The 15,767-nt window shown below is 72.4% G+C and carries 13 protein-coding genes and 1 pseudogene; 9 read left to right on the top strand and 5 right to left on the bottom strand.

The genetic code is table 11. From position 1 onward, the window contains the following. The first annotated feature begins 107 nt into the window (after positions 1-107). Positions 108-2,069, top strand: a complete 1,962-nt coding sequence (locus AB0D46_RS37160; RefSeq protein ID WP_362884346.1) for a transglycosylase domain-containing protein — start codon at positions 108-110, stop codon at positions 2,067-2,069. A 96-nt stretch (positions 2,070-2,165) separates the two neighbouring features. Here AB0D46_RS37160 and AB0D46_RS37155 read toward each other — a convergent pair whose 3' ends face one another. Beyond that, positions 2,166-3,485 (bottom strand): hypothetical protein, encoded by a 1,320-nt coding sequence (locus AB0D46_RS37155; RefSeq protein ID WP_362884345.1) that lies wholly within the window; start codon positions 3,483-3,485, stop codon positions 2,166-2,168. 425 nt (positions 3,486-3,910) lie between these two features. On the opposite strand from AB0D46_RS37155, the gene AB0D46_RS37150 reads away from it, so the two are divergent. Next, on the top strand, positions 3,911-4,387 hold the full coding sequence (locus tag AB0D46_RS37150; protein WP_362884344.1) for a hypothetical protein: 477 nt from the start codon (positions 3,911-3,913) through the stop codon (positions 4,385-4,387). 86 nt (positions 4,388-4,473) lie between these two features. Here the strand turns inward: AB0D46_RS37150 and AB0D46_RS37145 are convergent, their stop codons facing one another. After that, on the bottom strand, positions 4,474-4,854 hold the full coding sequence (locus tag AB0D46_RS37145; protein WP_362884343.1) for a hypothetical protein: 381 nt from the start codon (positions 4,852-4,854) through the stop codon (positions 4,474-4,476). After that, positions 4,851-5,438 (bottom strand): TetR/AcrR family transcriptional regulator, encoded by a 588-nt coding sequence (locus AB0D46_RS37140; RefSeq protein ID WP_362884342.1) that lies wholly within the window; start codon positions 5,436-5,438, stop codon positions 4,851-4,853. Before AB0D46_RS37140 ends, AB0D46_RS37145 begins: the two co-directional genes overlap by 4 nt. Positions 5,439-5,819: 381 nt before the next feature. Between AB0D46_RS37140 and AB0D46_RS37135 the strand changes: the two genes are divergently transcribed. Continuing rightward, complete coding sequence (locus tag AB0D46_RS37135) at positions 5,820-6,338, top strand: hypothetical protein (RefSeq protein ID WP_362884341.1); 519 nt, start codon at positions 5,820-5,822, stop codon at positions 6,336-6,338. A gap of 265 nt (positions 6,339-6,603) precedes the next feature. On the opposite strand, the gene AB0D46_RS37130 is transcribed toward AB0D46_RS37135, so the two are convergent. Next, positions 6,604-7,053 (bottom strand): SRPBCC family protein, encoded by a 450-nt coding sequence (locus AB0D46_RS37130; protein ID WP_362884340.1) that lies wholly within the window; start codon positions 7,051-7,053, stop codon positions 6,604-6,606. A gap of 493 nt (positions 7,054-7,546) precedes the next feature. On the opposite strand from AB0D46_RS37130, the pseudogene AB0D46_RS37125 reads away from it, so the two are divergent. Together AB0D46_RS37125 and AB0D46_RS37120 are read left to right on the top strand one after the other, a co-directional pair. Then, positions 7,547-7,696: pseudogene (locus tag AB0D46_RS37125) on the top strand (ClpX C4-type zinc finger protein); the annotation flags it as partial. A 343-nt stretch (positions 7,697-8,039) separates the two neighbouring features. After that, the gene (locus AB0D46_RS37120; protein WP_362884339.1) at positions 8,040-8,348 is read left to right on the top strand and encodes a darcynin family protein; all 309 of its coding nucleotides are present in this window, start codon (positions 8,040-8,042) and stop codon (positions 8,346-8,348) included. Positions 8,349-8,409: 61 nt separating this feature from the next. Here AB0D46_RS37120 and AB0D46_RS37115 read toward each other — a convergent pair whose 3' ends face one another. Beyond that, positions 8,410-9,699 carry an enoyl-[acyl-carrier-protein] reductase FabV gene (locus AB0D46_RS37115; protein WP_362884338.1) on the bottom strand — a complete coding sequence of 430 codons (1,290 nt, stop codon included), beginning with the start codon at positions 9,697-9,699 and terminating at the stop codon, positions 8,410-8,412. Positions 9,700-10,650: 951 nt separating this feature from the next. Here AB0D46_RS37115 and AB0D46_RS37110 point away from each other — a divergent pair. From AB0D46_RS37110 to AB0D46_RS37095, 4 genes are all read left to right on the top strand, one after another. After that, positions 10,651-11,217, top strand: coding sequence for an RNA polymerase sigma factor (locus AB0D46_RS37110; protein WP_362884337.1), 567 nt, complete (start codon positions 10,651-10,653; stop codon positions 11,215-11,217). Next, the gene (locus tag AB0D46_RS37105; RefSeq protein WP_362884336.1) at positions 11,214-12,221 is read left to right on the top strand and encodes a CU044_5270 family protein; all 1,008 of its coding nucleotides are present in this window, start codon (positions 11,214-11,216) and stop codon (positions 12,219-12,221) included. The genes AB0D46_RS37110 and AB0D46_RS37105 overlap by 4 nt, the downstream gene beginning before the upstream one ends. A 69-nt stretch (positions 12,222-12,290) precedes the next feature. After that, positions 12,291-12,470, top strand: coding sequence for a hypothetical protein (locus AB0D46_RS37100; protein WP_362884335.1), 180 nt, complete (start codon positions 12,291-12,293; stop codon positions 12,468-12,470). Between the two features lie 245 nt (positions 12,471-12,715). Next, on the top strand, positions 12,716-15,568 hold the full coding sequence (locus AB0D46_RS37095; RefSeq protein ID WP_362884334.1) for a LuxR C-terminal-related transcriptional regulator: 2,853 nt from the start codon (positions 12,716-12,718) through the stop codon (positions 15,566-15,568). Positions 15,569-15,767 lie beyond the last annotated feature (199 nt).

Below are 15,767 nucleotides of genomic sequence, written 5' to 3'. Positions count from 1 at the left end.
CCTCGCCCCCCGGCGTCGCCGCGTCGGGCCGCCGCCGGCCGGCCGGCGCGCGCCGCCGCGGCCGGACCGACGGCGCCGGTCGGCGCGGCGGAGCCCTCGCCGCCGCGCTGCCGCACCTGCGGCGCCTGCGTCCCGCGTACCCGCGGCCGGGCCGGTCCGGGTGGCGGCGTTGGGTGCCGTCCTGGCGCCAGTGGCTGGGAGCGTGCCTGTACGCGCTCACCGGCCTGACCTGTTTCGTGGCGTTCGCCTACGCGGTCACGGACATACCCGACGACCTCAACTCCTTCGCCACGCAGCAGGACAACGTCTACTACTGGTCCGACGGTTCCACCATGGCCCGCACCGGCTGGGTCAGCCGGCAGGAGATGCCCCTCGACAAGGTGCCGCCCAAGGTCCGGGGCGCCGTACTCGCGGCCGAGAACGCGAACTTCTACTCGGACCCCGGCGTGTCCCCGTCCGGTGTCCTGCGCGCCGTCCGGGCGGCGGTGACCGGAGGCGAGACCCAGGGCGGATCCACCATCACGCAGCAGTACGTGAAGAACGCCTATCTGAGCCAGGACCGCACCCTGTCGCGGAAGTTCACCGAACTCCTGTTGGCCGTGAAGCTGGACAACGAGAAGGACAAGGACCAGATCCTCCAGGACTACCTCAACACCAGCTGGTTCGGGCGCGGCACCTACGGGATCCAGCGCGCGTCCCAGGCCTACTACGGCAAGGACGTCTCCCAACTGAACGCCGGCGAGGGCGCGTTCCTCGCCTCCCTGCTCAAGGGAGCGGGACTGTACGACCCGTCCCTCGGTCCCAAGAACCACGAGCGGGCGCAGGAGCGGTGGAGCTGGATCCTCGACCGCATGGTCGAGACCGGTCAGTTGACGGCGGCCGAGCGGGCCGGCTACACGAAGTTCCCGGAGCCCTCGCCGACGTCGCTGGCGGGCATCCCGGGCGCGCAGACCGGATACCTGGTCGAGATGGCCAAGGCGTACGCGGTGAAGGCCGGTCGCATCGGGGAGTCGGACTTCGACCTCGGCGGCTACCAGATCTACACGACGTTCGACAAGGCGCGCATGACCGCCCTGACCACGGCCGTCCAGGAGGCCCAGAAGGGCTTCGACCCCGAGAAGCGTCCCGACACGGACAAGCACGTGAAGATCGGCGCCGCGAGCGTGGCCCCCGACGGTCGTCTGCTCGCCGTCTACGGCGGCCCCGACTACCTGAAGCAGGGCTTCAACGAGTCGAACGCGACGACGATCCCGGTCGGTACGGCGTTCACGCCGATCGTCTACGCCGCCGCCCTCGAAGAGGGGGTGGTGCGCACCCGGGGCAAGGCCCGCACGCCAGTTTCCCCCACCACCCCGTACGACGGGAACGACCAGGCGACCGTCCAGACCCCCGAGGGCCCCTACTGGGACCGCAGCGGGAAGGTGCTCAAGGGCAGCAACGACGGCGGACGCAGTTGGGGGCAGGTGCCCTTGCGCCAGGCCGTCGCCGACTCCGTCAACACGCCGATGCTCCAGCTCGGCCTGGACGTGGGCCTGGATCGGGTCGAGTCGTTCGCGCAGCGCTCGGGGTTGTTGGCCTCCAGCCTCGGGCCGCGGATCCCCACGTTCGCGCTCGGGGAGAACTCGAAGCCCAGTGCGATCCGCATGGCCGGCGCCTACGAGACGTTCGCGGCGGGCGGCATGCACACCGACCCCTACTCCGTGCGGTCGGTGACCCGCGGCGGCTCGGCGGTGCACCTCGACGCGCCGAAGACCACGCGGGCCGTGTCGGCCGCCACGGCGCGGACGGTGACGGAGGCGCTGCGGCAGGCGGTGACCGACGGTTCGGCGAAGACGGCGGCCAAGGCGCGGCCGGGCGCGGCGGGCAAGACGGGCACGACGGCCGCCAACACGGCGGGCTGGTTCGTGGGCAGCACCGAGCAGGAGTCCACGGCCGTGGTCGTCTACCGGATGGCACTGACCGACCTGATCCCATTGCCCCTGACCGGGCTGGGCGGCGACGCGCCGGGAACGCCCGGCAGCGAGCGGGCGGTCCGTCTGTGGAGCGCGTACGCGAAGGCGGTGAAGTAGTCCGGGTGCCGGTCTTCGGGGCCGGGCCGTCCCCGGGGGCCGTCGCGGGCGGCGGTACGCCCCCATCCCACCTGCGGCCGGCCGGCGGGAGCGCCGTCAGCGGACCACGGCCTTCCAGTCCGGCGCCTGGGCGGGGTCCAGTTGGCGGAGCCGCGACAGGACCTGCGGGTCCTGCGCGTCGAGCCAGTCCGCCAGTTCCCGGAAGGACACGCAGCGCACCCCTTGGCGCGGGCAGACGTCCCGCATCGTGTCCTCTACGGCCTTCATGTAGATGCCGCCGTTCCAGTCCTCGAAGTGGTTGCCGATGAACATCGGCGCCCGGCTGCCGTTGTAGACGCGGTTGAAGCCGTTCATGTACGAGCCCCGGACCTGGGCCTGCCACGTCGCGTACTTCGCCGGGTCGCCCTGGGTGCTGTCACCGGACTGGTTGTAGAGGAAGTTGAAGTCCATGGAGAGGACCTGCACCTCCTTGCCCTGCAGGGGAACGAGCTGCAACGGGAAGTTCCATATGTCGTTCTGCTTGGACGGCCAGAGTTGGAAGTCCCCGGAGGAGCTGGCGTCGTAGCGCCATCCGTACGGCTTGATGGCCGTCAGGAGGTTCTTCTGACCCTCCAGGCAGGGCGCCCGGCCGCCGACGACCTCCCGGGCGGGGTCGAAGGGGAGCGGAGCCTCGTTGGTGAATCCCGTGTTGGTCTTCCAGTTCTTCATGAACGAGTACGTCTGGTCGATCTCGCTCTTCCACTCCTCGGGGCTCCAGTCACCGCCGCCCTTGGGCCCGCAGAAGTGCCCGTTGAAGTGGGACCCGATCTCGTTGCCGTCGGTCCAGGCGCCCCGCAACTGGGTCAGGGTGCTCTTGATGTGCGGGACCGTCGGGTACGAGATGGCGGCGGATCCCCGGCCGTGCTGGGGCGGCTCGTAGAGCGACTTCTTGCTCTCCGGCAGGAGGTAGATGCCCGTGAGGAAGAAGGTCATGTGGGCCTTGCTCTCCCTGGCCACCTGCCGGAAGTGCGAGAACAGGTGGTCCTCGCCCTCCAGCGCGCCGTCCCAGGAGAACACCACGAACTGAGGGGGCTGTTCGCCGGGCTTCAGCCGTTCGGGCTTGAGCTGGCCCGGCTTCGGTCCGGCGTAGGACGTGGAACCGTCACCGAGCACCTTGACCTTGCCGTCCCACGGTTCCTCGGGATTCTTCGCGGCGCTGTCCCCGCCGGCCTTGTCCCCCTTCGGTGCCAGCTCGGCGCCGGAGGTCGTGGATCCGCCCCAGCCGAGCGCGTACGCCCCGGCTGCGGCCCCGCCCAGCGCGAGTACGGCCGCGCCGATGCCCAGGCGCCGGCGGTTGCGCGCCTTGCGGCGCACCTTGCGCGTGCTCCGTGATTCCCTCCGCGTGCCCGGTGCGCCATCGGTTTCGGTCTCGGCCATCGCCGTCGTCTCCCCCTGATCGCCGCAGCCGGGCCGCGTGGATGATTCGTACGAATATAGAACGTGTTGATGTCCTCTTCGCACCCGCTCCCCCATCCCGTCCCGGCGGTTCGGCGCCGAGCCCGGGCCCGGTCATGCGGCAGGCGCCCGGTGAACGGCTCGACGCGGCGCCTTTCGGTTCCGACCCCGGCCCGGGTGTGTGTCGTCCCGCGCATCGGGCACGCTCGGGGGCGTCGGGCGTCCGCAGCACCGAGGGCCGCGAGCCCGAACCGCCGGCGGACGACGACCCGGCGGTCGCCCGCTCGACGACCCGGCGCGGAACCCTGGACTCCGTCCTCATCGGGGGAGACCGCCGGACGCGAACACGACAGAATCGCTCCGTCCTCGTACCGCGTTCACGGGCGGAGCGGCCCTGACTGCCCTGCGTGAACCCGGCGGCGGAGGGCATCCGCTGTACGGACGCGGAGGATCCGGTGGAGCGACAGGGATGGGTGGCCATGGCGGGCGGCGAACTGACGGCGGGGGAACGGGCGGCCTGGGAGCAGTTGGAGGCGCAGCTGCGCTCCCCTTCGGGGCGGCCGCCTCACTCGCGCCGGTCCGGACCGGGACCGCTGCTGCTTCTCACCGCCCTGCTGCTGTGCGCGGCGCTGGTATTGATCCCGCTGGGGGTCTTCGGGCCGTCCGGCGCGCCGGCCTGGGCCGGAGTGGCGGCGTGGATCGGAGTGGCGGCGTGGGTCGCCGCCCTCGTGACGGTCTCGGTCCTGTTGGGGCACGGCGGTGCCCCGTACCGCCGCACGCTGCGGGAGGGCGCCCCCGCCTACCGGAGCGCCCCGTACGGGGAGGACTTTCATGCCGAGCGCCCGTACGGTGGGGCCGTCCGCAGGAGGTCCCTCGGTGGCTGAGCCCCGCATCCAGCGTCCGCCCGAGGAGCGTCCGAGGAGCTTCCGCAGGGTGAGGCGACCCCGGGGACCAGATCCCACGAGGCGGGTTACGCAGCGCCCGCCGCTGCCAGGAGCGCGACCGGCAGGAGCAGGATCCACTGGGGTAGGCGGAGCAGCGGCCGGGGCCAGCCGACGGACAGGGTGACGACCAGGAAGGCTGTGGCGTAGGCGAGGAAGTGCGCGGCGACGAGCCATGCCACCAGGCCAGTGCCGGGTATGTCCCTCCTCAGGGAGAGCAGGAGCAGGGCGAGTCCGGAGAGAGCCAGGTCGGCGCTCACCATGTGCCACACGGCGTGCAGGACCCGCTTGGGTTCGTCCGTGAGCCCGTAGGACAGCAGCGGGCGCACCACATCGCGGTGACCGCCGATGACGTGCACGGCGGCCACGCCGAGCGAGGCCATCCCTGCCGCGAGGAGCCAGCCGTTCATCGGACCTCGATTCCTTTGGCCACGACGGCGGCCAGTCGTGCGGCCAACTGCGGGTCGGGGTGCTCCCCGACCAGCCCTACGTGGAAGAACACCGATCCGGCGAGTGTGTCCAGGACCAGGTCCACGGGCGTCTCGGCCGCGATCTCCCCGCGCAGCACGGCGCGTTCGAAAACGATCAGCAGCCGTTCCTTCGACGGCGCCAGGAAGTCGCCGCGGATGCGCGCCTTCAGTTCCGGATCGGCGGCGAAGTCGGCGAGCAGCCCCGGTAGCGCCGCCGCGGCGGCGGGCGCACGGAACTCGTCGACCAGGCCTTGGAGCACCACGGTCAGGTCACCGACCAACGTTCCGGTGTCCGGAGGCGGCGCGTCGTCGGTGGTGGTGAAGACAGCCTCGAAGATCAACTCCGGTTTGCCCGACCAGCGTCGGTAGATCGTGTCCTTGCCGACTCCGGCCCTCGCGGCCACCGCCCCGATGGACGTCGCGGCGTAGCCGACCTCGACCACCAGTTGTGCTGTCGCACCGGTGATCGCTTCGTGCGATCGGGGATCCCTGGGACGCCCTCTGGGGGGCGGAGCGGAACTCATGGCATTTACGTTACGGGTCGACCCGTATGGAAACAAGAGGAGCCCGTGAACATCGCCGCGCGTTCCCGGGAGTCGGTGCGGCGCCGGCCACCCTGCTCTCGGTGCCGGGCGGGGGGAGGCCCCCTCGCCACGCTGGGACGCTGTTCGTCCTGGCGTGACGCCGGCCGACACGCCGGTCGAGGGTGGCCTCGGCCAGGCGGAGAATCAGCGGATCCCCGCCGCTGCGGAGGGGGCACGACAGGTCGTTCCGGCATGACCGTTCAGCCGCAATGATTGCGCCAACCTGTTGATATTTGTCCGACAATCAGCCAGTCGCAGTCTCTCGGGGGTGCCGTTGATCCAAGCTCCGCTCGTCCAGCATGACGACCTGAGGAGCTACGGATGAACGCGGTACCCCTGATCATGCGACGCCTGCGGCCGGTGGCCATTCTCGCCGTGCCCCTCGCCCTCGGCTTCGCCACGATCGCGGCTCCGGCCGCGGTCGCCGCTCCGGGCACGGACTCGGTCCACGCTCCCACCGACGGGCCGCGCGGGCCGCAGGGCGCCAAGGGTGCCAAGGGCGCCAAGGGTGACCGCGGTCCGGCGGGACCGGCCGGGCCGTGTGTCGACGTCGCCGTCGTGGCCGGCACCGCCCCGGGCAGCGAGTACAGCGCCGCTCTCACCCGCGGCAAGACGTTCGTCGGCTACCGTCCCACCCTCACCGGCGCCTACACGTGGCGCGACCTGACCCTCCCGGTCACTCCGGGGTACCCGCGCAACACGTGCAGCGTCGGTGTGAAGCTCGCCGGTGAGCGCGTCTACGTGAAGGTCCTCACCACCGCCGGTGACATCTACGAAACCTCCTGCACCGCCCCCGCACTGTCCTGCACCCTCGGCTGGACCGCCGTCATCAAGCCCTGACACCAAGAGATCCCGGACGCAGCGGGAAGAAATCGTCCCGAACACATCGTCCCGAACACAGCACTGCGGGCGCGCCCTTTCGGCGCGCCCGCAATGCTGTGATCACCGGGGCGTCCCGATGCCCTCGTTCTTTCAACCCGCCCGCCGGCGTGGACCCGTGGCGCTCACGGCCTTCCGGCGGTCCCGCGCCCGGGCAGGTCAGCCCTGGCCCGTCCCGGGGCTCCCGCCTGATGGCGGACCCGCACGGGTGGGGGCGGACGGGCGATCAGACCTCGCCGCGCCAGGCGCCGGTCTCGCTACCGCGCGCTTCGATGTACTGCTTGAACCGCTTCAGGTCACCGGTGATCTGCCGCTTGACGAAGCCGAGTTTGTCGCCGACGTTCTCGGCGAAGCCCTCCGGGTCGTAGTCGAGCTGCAGCATCACCTTCGTCCTGTTGTCCGCCAGGTGATGGAAGGTGACCACCCCGGCCTGCTTGACCTCCCCACCCAACGTGGTCCAGGCAACCCGCTCGTCCGGAATCTGCTCGGTGATCTCGGCCTCGAACTCCTTCGTCACCCCGCCGACCTTCGCCACCCAGTGCGTCATCGTGTCGGTTCGTTGATCGATCCGCTCGACGCCCTCCATGAAGTGGGGGAACGACTCGAACTGGGTCCACTGGTTGTACGCGGTGCGCACAGGAACATCTACCTCGACGGACTCTTCGACCTGCGACATCAGAGCGACCTTTCCTTCTTCGCCGGTCCGGCAGCGCCGGACCGTATCCGGGGACCGGTTCCCCTCACGGCGCCTGTGCCCGCGTTCGGCCCGTCCATGACCCCTGAACGGACGCACGACTGCCACAGGGCTCGCGACACATGAGCTGACGTTCTTGCTCGGCAGGCACGCCGAGTTCGTGGTGGCGACCGCGCTCGCCCTGGAGACCGAGCGCCATGCGCTGGGAACTCAGCCGTCGCGTTGCCCGTCCGCGTTGTTGACGTACAGGTGCGACCACCCGTCGTCCGGGCATCGCAGACCCACCGAAAGCCCGCAGATCCTGCGATCCGCCGTGACTACGGCCCCGATCGTCCCCGGTCACCGGCAGCAAGCACCGCGCCACCCCGGCCCACTGCGGCTCTCAGGCTCGGCAGGCTCTCACACCCCCTTGTCAGGTTGCTCTTGACACCTCTAACTTGACGTCAAGGAAACCTTGACAATCCGGAGGGCCGGGATGACCCAGCAGTTCACCGATCCACTTCCTCAGTGCTCCTTCTGCGGCAGGCCGGGCGCCGAGGTGAAGAAGCTGGTCGCCGGGCCGGGGGTCCACATTTGTGACGAGTGCGTCGACCTGGCCCACTCGATTGTCGCCGAGCACCTCGCCAACCCGTCGCCGCGGCCCGCCTCGATCTGGGACACGCTGACCGACGAGGAGATGTTGGGTCTCATCCCGCGCGTCGCCGCCGCAGCCGATCAGGTCGAAGCCAACCTGCACTCCTGGGTCCAGGAGCTCCGGCGCAGGAAGGTTACCTGGGCCGCGATCGGCGCGGCCCTCGGCATTTCCCGCCAAGCCGCGTGGGAGCGCTTCTCGGGCGAGGAGTAGCAACCCGTCGCTCTTCACGTCCAGTCCGCATCAGCGCGGCCAGCAGCCGGCCGACCGCCGGGGAGGGCGAGCCCGCACGGCTCGCCGAGCTGTACCGCGGCCTCGCGCACCGCTACGCGCTTCGATGCGCGCGTTCTGGGACTGCCGGGCTTCGACGGCGCGAATCCCGCCGGGCACACGGAGCTCGTGGCCGCCCTGCGCGACCACGGCCCGGCGGCGGCCGGTCCGCCGGCGGGGGCCGACCGAGGGTGCTCGTTCCTACGACACGGAATTATACTCGGCACGCGTCACCCACATCTGGGTCTGGGAGGCGGACGACCACGACGCCTACCGGCTACTGATCGACGCCTTCCGCGAAACCCCTTTGCGGAACCGCTACTTCGAGGTCGTGGACCTGCTCGCGGGCACCGAGAACGGCTACGGCCGTACGTAGGACCTGGCGCCGGTGGCCACCCTCGCCACCTGACGCCGCTCCCCTGCCCGACGTACGGGTGTCAGGAGGTGTGGTCGGGCCAGGGGAGGTCGGTGGCGACCGGGGCGGTGTAGTCGATTCCGGGCACGGAGAAACCGTAGAGGCGTCGGACCTCGCCGCGGAACCAGTCGAGGTCGGCCAGCTCGGCGATGGTCTGCGTGGTGGCGTCATCCCAACGCTCGGCGACGGCCGCCTGGACGTGGTCGGTCAGTTCGAAGGTGTCCAGGCGGATCCGGCCCTCGTCGTCCAGGACGATCGGGGCGGCGCCGGTGAGCTGGTCCCACAGGGTCGCGAGTTGGTGGATCGGCGGGACGAGGCCCTCGCCGAGGACGCCGCGCAAGAGACCGGTGTAGAGGGCGATACCGGGGATGGCGGTGGAGGACTGGGTGACGGCGGCGCCGTTGACGGACGTCACGGCCCTGCCTCCCACCAGTTCGTCGAGCCGCTCGTTGAGGGTGCGCGCGGTGGCCTCCAGGTGGGCCTTGGCCGCGCCGATGGTGCCCTGTCGGTACAGGGCGGCCGTCAGTGGCGAGCCGATGTACGACAGCGCGGCGGTGGTGAACCGGTCGGCGAGCAGTCCGCGCCCGGCGAGGTGGTCGATCCAGCGCTCCCAGTCCGCGCCACCCATCACGGCCACGGTCTGCCGTACGTCGTCACCCTCGGCCGGCTTCGTCTCGACCTCGCGCACCTCGGGAACGCCCTCGTCGTCGAAGGAGAGGGTCTTGGTGCGGTTGGCCCGGCCGATCGGCTTGAGGACCGAGGAGTAGGCGGCACCGGTGTCCGGGTCCGTACGCCGGGGCGCGGCCACCGAGTAGATCAGGTAGTCCAGCCGACCGCCGAAGCGCTGCTCGATGAGGTCGGCGACCTGGTCCTTCATGGAGTCGGAGAACGCGTCACCGTTGAGGAAGACCAGGTCCCGCCCGGCGGCGCGGGCGAGGTCGGCGGTGGCGGCGGTGCGGTACCAGCCGGCCGTCGCGGTACGCCGCGCGGTGGGGGCCTTCTCGAAGGACACCGCGATCCCGCGGATGCCGACGCGTTTGAGTCCGGCGAGCGTGGCCGCGAGACCGTAACCGGCGGACGAGCCGATGATCAGCGCGACCGGCCCGTCACCCCCCTCCGGCACGCCTGCGGAGGGGTTGGCGGAGGCGACTGCGGATGTGGGAACGGGTGCGGGTGCGGGTGCGGGTGCGGGTGCGGGTGCGGGTGCGGGGCATGCCTGCCACATGTCGGCCACCAGTTGCCGGCAGCCCGCCGGGTGGGAGTCGAGGAAGAGGAAACCCCGGTTGCGGGGGGTGAGAACGCGTTCGCTCACGATGGCAGTCCTTGGTTCGGCCGGGTCGCTGAGGCGGCGGCCGACCCGGGCCGACCGCGTCCTGCCAGTCTGCGACAGCCCCCTCGAACGGAATGACCTTGTCAGGAACAACGATCATGCGCCGGTCTTGGAGCGTTTCACCACTTGCGGCCGAGTGGGGGCAGCAGCGACAAGTGGGGACGACTCCCGACCGTTGCCGACCGCTCCCCGCCGTTCCCTACCGTTCCCGACTGTTCCCGCTCGACCAGCACGGCCTCGACGTGCTGGTCCGCCACGGTTCGGCTCCCCCACCGCTGCCGTCGGGGCCCCGCGAGAAAATTCGTTTCCCCGCAGGGTGGGCGGCTGCCTGGACTGACCGGGTTCTTTCGCTGCCCTCCGTGGGCGTGCGCATTTCTCCGAGGTGATGACGTATATCCCTGGCCCAGTAGCCGCTCTTCCAGGGCTCTGCCCGCGGACCCCCGCCTGCGTTGACAGGCGGTTGCTGCTGTCCGCTGTGAAGACGGTGCTCCCGATGGCCTGGGCTTCGTGACACCCTCCTGCGCGCAGTAGTCGTACTCGGGCCTTGGTCTGCCCGTTTCCGCCACCGCGCCGAACAGGAACCCCTTCCCGTGTCTCCTGACACCCGCAACGCCCCGTCACACTCGGATCGTTCCATCACCCGACCCCGTCACCTCGCGGCCGCCGGATCGTGCTGGCCCTGGTGCTGGCCGGCGAACTGATGGCCGTGGACGCGGCGGTCGTCGACCCGACCGACCGGAGCGCCACCGACCGGGGCTGATCGCCGCGCCCGACGCGACGCCGGACCGAGTGCGGACGCTGCCGCGCCCGCTCCGGGGGTGGGGTGGGGTGGATGTGTCACCAACGGGGGTCGGGGTCAATCACCGTCCCCTTGAAGGCCCTCGGTGACGCGGGTCACATGCAACGGTGAGGAGTCTGCGGACACTACACGGCGTGGACCACCAACTGTTCGCGGAACTCTACGACGCACATGCCGGCACGGTGTACGCGCACGCCGTCCGCATGACCGCCGACCGCACCGGAGCCGATGACATCGTCTCCCTCACCTTTCTTGAGGCCTGGCGGCTCCGCGACACGCTCGACGGTGTCATGCACCAGCGGGCCTGGCTGCTCGGGATCGCCACCAACGTCATACGGAACACCCGGAGAACGACGCGTCGTCATCGTGACGCCATGGCCCGGCTGCCCCGGGCCGATGCCGTACCCGACGTCGCGGACGCCGTCGTCTCCCGCATCACCGATTCGGCCAGGGCCGCAGCCACCCTCGCCGCCCTGAGCCGGCTGCGGCGCGCGGACCGCGAAGTGCTGCTCCTCCACGTGTGGTCGGGGCTCAGCCACGAGGAGGTGGCACAGGCGTGCGGCGTCCCGGTGGGCACCGTACGCTCGCGCCTCTCCCGCGCACGCGCCCGACTCCGCACGCTCGCGGCCGCTCACCTCACGGAACCGCCGGCCGCACGAAGCGCGCCGGCGTCCCGAACCGCACGGGAGGGAAACCTGTGAAAACCCCCGAAGACGCCCGCCGAGAGCAGTTCGACAGGGCGGAGACCGTACGGCACCTGCCCGGTCTTTCCGCCGCGGAGCTGCCCTTCCACGGACACCGGCGGATCAGGGAGCACCTGATGCGGGAAACGACCATGGACACGCGCCCAGCCTGCTCCCGCTCCCGTCGCCCGTTGGCCCTGTTCCTCGCGGCCGGGGCCACCACCTGCGCGGTGGTTCTCGCCGTCACGCTCGGCGTACCCACCTCCGATGAGCCTCCCGTCGCGGCTCCGCCCGATCCGGCGGCCGTGCGGCTACTGGATCGCGCGGCGTTGGCGGCGCAGGCGGTACGGGCCCCGGCCGTGCGGGACGGACAGTTCCTGTACACCAGGACGATCGGGCATTCGACCATGCTCTCCGAGATCGAGGGCGGGAGCATGGAAGCAGGTCGGACCGATGAGTCGGCCGAGAGGTGGGTCTCCGTCGACGGGTCGACCGGCACGTGGGTCCGCACCGCACGGGGCATGACGACGGATCCGGCACGGGGCACGGACAAGGCAAGCATCAACGGCCCCACCTACCGGTTCCTCGAAGCCCTTCCGACGGATCCCGACCAACTCCTGGAAGTGATCTACGAGGACGCCCGCCTCAACCACGGCGACGGCTCGCAGTCGACGACCGGGCCCGACCAGCAGGCGTTCGTCGCCATAGGTGATCTGCTCCGCACCATGGAAGCCCCTCCCGGGGTGAGCGCCGCCCTGTATCGCGCCGCCGCCCGCATCCCCGGCGTCATCCTGATCCCCGAAGCCACGGACGCCGCGGGTCGCGACGGGGTCGCGATCGCCCGCGTCCACGAGGGCGAACGAACCGAATGGATCTTCGACGAACACAACCTGCGCCTACTGGGCGAGCGCACCGTCCTCCTGAAGGACAGCACCTGGGGCAAGGCCGGGACACCGGTGACGTCGGTGGCCATCGTCGCCCGGGGCGTAACGGACAACGCCGGCCGGCCACCGCGGCCGTAGCCGGGGTAGGCGGCCCGGAGGAGCCGCGAACATCGACGACAGGAGAGAACCACGGCGGAGGCGGCGCCCGTGCGCGGGCGGCGGGGCCCGGAGAAGCGGATCTCCGAGATCGCGGCCGGGACCGAGCGGGGCGTCGCCGCCAGGGGCGTCGAAGGGCCGACCGACCGCGCCGCGGCCGTGGAGGCGGCCGTGCCGCTCGGCGCGACCACCCACCACTGCGCCACCGGCGGCTCGCGCACGTCCCTCTGATCGGACGGACGGCGCCGGGATCGGCGCGGCGCCCGCTGTGAGGACGCCGCGTCCGGCTCGTACGCGGCCACACGTCCTGTGGCTTCCTCGCCCGGCGCCCGCCATGCTCCGACGCACGCACCCGCCGGGATCGTCACCGGCCCGGGACCGCCGGCGGCGGGCGGGTGTCGGGGAGATCCCTCGTACCCGGGGGAACAGCGGCAGGGGGCTTGGTCGCGCGGGTCGGGGGACCTAGCGTGCACCGGATGAGCGCAACGGCATTCGGGGGTCCGGCCCCGCGCATCCCCGGCGGCGGCAGTGGCGGTGACGGGCCGGACGACGGCCAGGGCTCCGGAGCCGGCGGTGACGGCTGGGACGACCTCGTCGGCGCGGCCGTCCGGCTGGTCGGGCGCCACGGGCGGGTCGCGGTCCACGGGGGGTGGGGCGCGGGGAAGTCGACCCTGGTGGACACCGTGTGCGGGCGCTGGACGGGGCGGGTGGTGCGCCTGCGTCACCGGCCCGGGGACGAACACCTGCCCGGCTCGGCGCTCGTACAGCTCGACGCGGGGTTCGTGCCGGACGGCTTCGCGGTGACGGTTCCCGCCGATCGCTTGCGGCTCCGTGCGCGGGTCGCGGGGATGCTGCGCGAGATGTCACCCGTCCTGTTGGCGGTCGATGACGTCCAGTGGCTCGACCCGATCAGCGCCGACGTGCTGGGGTACGCGCTCCGGACGGTGGACCGGGGGCTCCTCGGCGCGGTGACGGCGGAGCGTACGGTCCGGTGGCCGGCGCGCTCGGCCGACCTGTTGGGCGGACACCCGGCGGTCGTGCACGTGTCCCCCGCCGGGCAGGAGGAGGTCTGCGACCGGCTGGAGGCGCACGGGTTGTCCGCGCGCTGGAGCGGCGCCGTGCTCCGTCACTGCGGCGGCAACCGTGCCCTGCTGGCGGCCTGTTGTGAGGGTCTCGTACCGCTCGTACAGCAGCGGCCCGTCACCGGTCGGCCGTCGGGCCGGCACGCTCTGGACGGGCTGCGGCGGGTCGAGGGTCTGGCCGAGGCGTGGCTGGGGACCGTACCGGAGGGCATGCTCCGGACCTTGCGGGTGGCGTCGCTGGCCCACCGGCCGGACAGCGACCTGTTGCACCGGGCCGGTTGTCCGGAGGCGTACGAGCACCTCGCGCACGCGGTACGGGCCGGCGTGCTGATCGCCCCCGAGGACGCGGCGGACGCCCGGTCCGGGACCGTCCGGTTCGCGGCGCGGGCGCTGGCCGACGCCGCGGCCAGGACCGGGTCGGCCGCCGAGCGGCGGAGTGATCACGCGGCGTTGGCCGGCGCCGTCACCGACCCGATGCGCGCCGCCCGGCACCGGGCCCTGGCCGTGGAGGGCGTGGACCGGCCGACGGCGCAGGACACGGCGCGGGCGGCCGCGACCGCGCGGGAGGCCGGCGACCGCGCGCTGGCGGCGGAACTGCTCCTGCTGGCGGCCCGCCTGACCCCGCCCCGGCTGGCGGACCTGCGGTCGCGGCGGCTCGCCGAAGCCGCCGAGGAGGCGGCGGCCGCCGGTGACGTCGACGCCGCCCACGGGGCGGCCCGGCGCGTCGTCGATGACCACGGCCGTCCCGCCCATCAGGTGCGGGCCCTGTTGGCGGTCGTCGACGCCTGCGGTCAGGACCTCGCCGCGACCGAGTCCTTCCTCGCCGCGGCCCGGGGTGCGGCGCGCGACGACCCGCGGCTGATGGCCGCCGTCGAGTTGCGGGCCTCCGTCAGGGCCAACGTCGCCTCCGCGGACTTCGACCGTTCCTTCCTGCACGCCACCCGTTCCGCCGCGTTGGCGCGGACCGCCGGGGACGACGGCCTGCACGCGGCGGCGTTGACGATGGCGGCCAGGACGGCGCGCCTCCTCGGCCGGCCGGGCGAGGCCCGCGCCACCCTGGAGTCCGCCCTCGCCCTGGGCGTGCCGCCCGGCGCGCTCGGTGTCTCCAACAGCCCCGAGTACCTTGCCGCCCGGCACGCCGTCTTCGACGGGGACCTGCCGCGGGCCCGGGCCGCCCTACTGGAGCTGCTGCCCCTCGCCCAGGCTGCCGGGGGCGCCGAGGGCCTGACCGACCTGTGCCGCAGCCTCGCCGAGGTCGAGGCCGGGCTCGGCGCGTGTGCGGGTGCGCTCGCCTGGGCGGAGCGTGCCCGCGCGCACACCAGGGAGGCCAACCTCTCACCCGGTCCGGCCTGGTACACCTCCGCGCTCGCGCACGGGTGCGGGGGCTCGTTCGACCGGGCCCTGGACTACGCCCGGCGGGCCCTGCACGCCTCCCGTGCCGAGGGGGACGTCCTGCACACGGCCCGGAGCCTGTGGATCACGGGAGTCCTGTACCTGCACGGCGGCAGGATCGAAGCGGCCGTGGCGGTCTTCGAGGAGATCGGGGACATCGAGGGCCCTTCGGGGGCCGGTGACCCGGCGGTCCTGCGGTGGCGGCCCGACGCGGTGGAGGCGTTCGCGACCGCCGGGATGCTGGACCGGGCGTACGGGCTGCTGGCGGAGCTCGACGCGACGGTCACCCGCGACGCGTCGCACGCCATGGTGCGGGTCACCGCGTCCCGGGCGCGCGCCGTGTGCCTCGCGCGGGAGGGGGACCCGGATCGGGCCGTCGAGTTGCTCGACGGCGCCGCCGCGGCCTTCGCCTCGATGGGGCGTCCCGTCGAGCAGGGGCGCACCTTGCTGGCTCTGGGACGGATCGAGCGGCGTCGGCGGCGGGTCGGTGCGGCCAAGGCGGCGTGGGAGGAGGCGGCCACCCTGTTCGGGGCGGCCGCGGCCCACCCGTGGAGCGGGCTCACGGACGGCCACCTCGCCCGCCTGTCGGGTACGACGGTCGCCCCGGTGGGCGCGGACGGGACCGGGGTCCGGCCGGCCGCGTCGCGTGGTGACGGAGGGCCGACGGTCCAGCTGACCGAGCGGGAGCGTCATCTCGTCGACCTCGTCACCGGCGGCAGCAGCAATCCGGAGGCAGCCCATCAGCTCTTCGTCTCCCGCAAGACGGTCGAGGCGATGCTGAGCCGCATCTACCGCAAGGTGGGCGTCCGCAACCGCACCGAGTTGGCGGCCCGCACCGGGTCTTGGGACACCTGACGGGGCCGGCCGTCAGGCTGCCGGCCTCGTCCCACGGTCGACCGTCGTACGGGCGGCGCATCGTACGGGCGGCCCGTCCCACGGGCGGCCCGTCCCACGGTCGCCCCGCGCGCCCGTTGCCCCGCCTCCGGGGTTGCGGAGGCGGGGCGGCGCCCCCCGGGCCCGGGGGGCGGGGCCCCCCGCCCGGGCGGCGGGCCGC

This window comes from Streptomyces sp. NPDC048383, from assembly GCF_040651775.1.
Taxonomy (GTDB): Bacteria; Actinomycetota; Actinomycetes; order Streptomycetales; family Streptomycetaceae; genus Streptomyces.
Note: the sequence above shows the minus strand (reverse complement) of the source record. Positions and strands in the feature narration are given on the sequence as shown.

Coding starts and splice junctions, on each gene's coding strand:
- AB0D46_RS37155 (WP_362884345.1), bottom strand. CDS start 3,485: ATGGCCGAGACCGAAACCGATGGCGCACCGGGCACGCGGAGGGAATCA.
- AB0D46_RS37145 (WP_362884343.1), bottom strand. CDS start 4,854: ATGAACGGCTGGCTCCTCGCGGCAGGGATGGCCTCGCTCGGCGTGGCC.
- AB0D46_RS37140 (WP_362884342.1), bottom strand. CDS start 5,438: ATGAGTTCCGCTCCGCCCCCCAGAGGGCGTCCCAGGGATCCCCGATCG.
- AB0D46_RS37135 (WP_362884341.1), top strand. CDS start 5,820: ATGAACGCGGTACCCCTGATCATGCGACGCCTGCGGCCGGTGGCCATT.
- AB0D46_RS37130 (WP_362884340.1), bottom strand. CDS start 7,053: ATGTCGCAGGTCGAAGAGTCCGTCGAGGTAGATGTTCCTGTGCGCACC.
- AB0D46_RS37120 (WP_362884339.1), top strand. CDS start 8,040: ATGCGCGCGTTCTGGGACTGCCGGGCTTCGACGGCGCGAATCCCGCCG.
- AB0D46_RS37095 (WP_362884334.1), top strand. CDS start 12,716: ATGAGCGCAACGGCATTCGGGGGTCCGGCCCCGCGCATCCCCGGCGGC.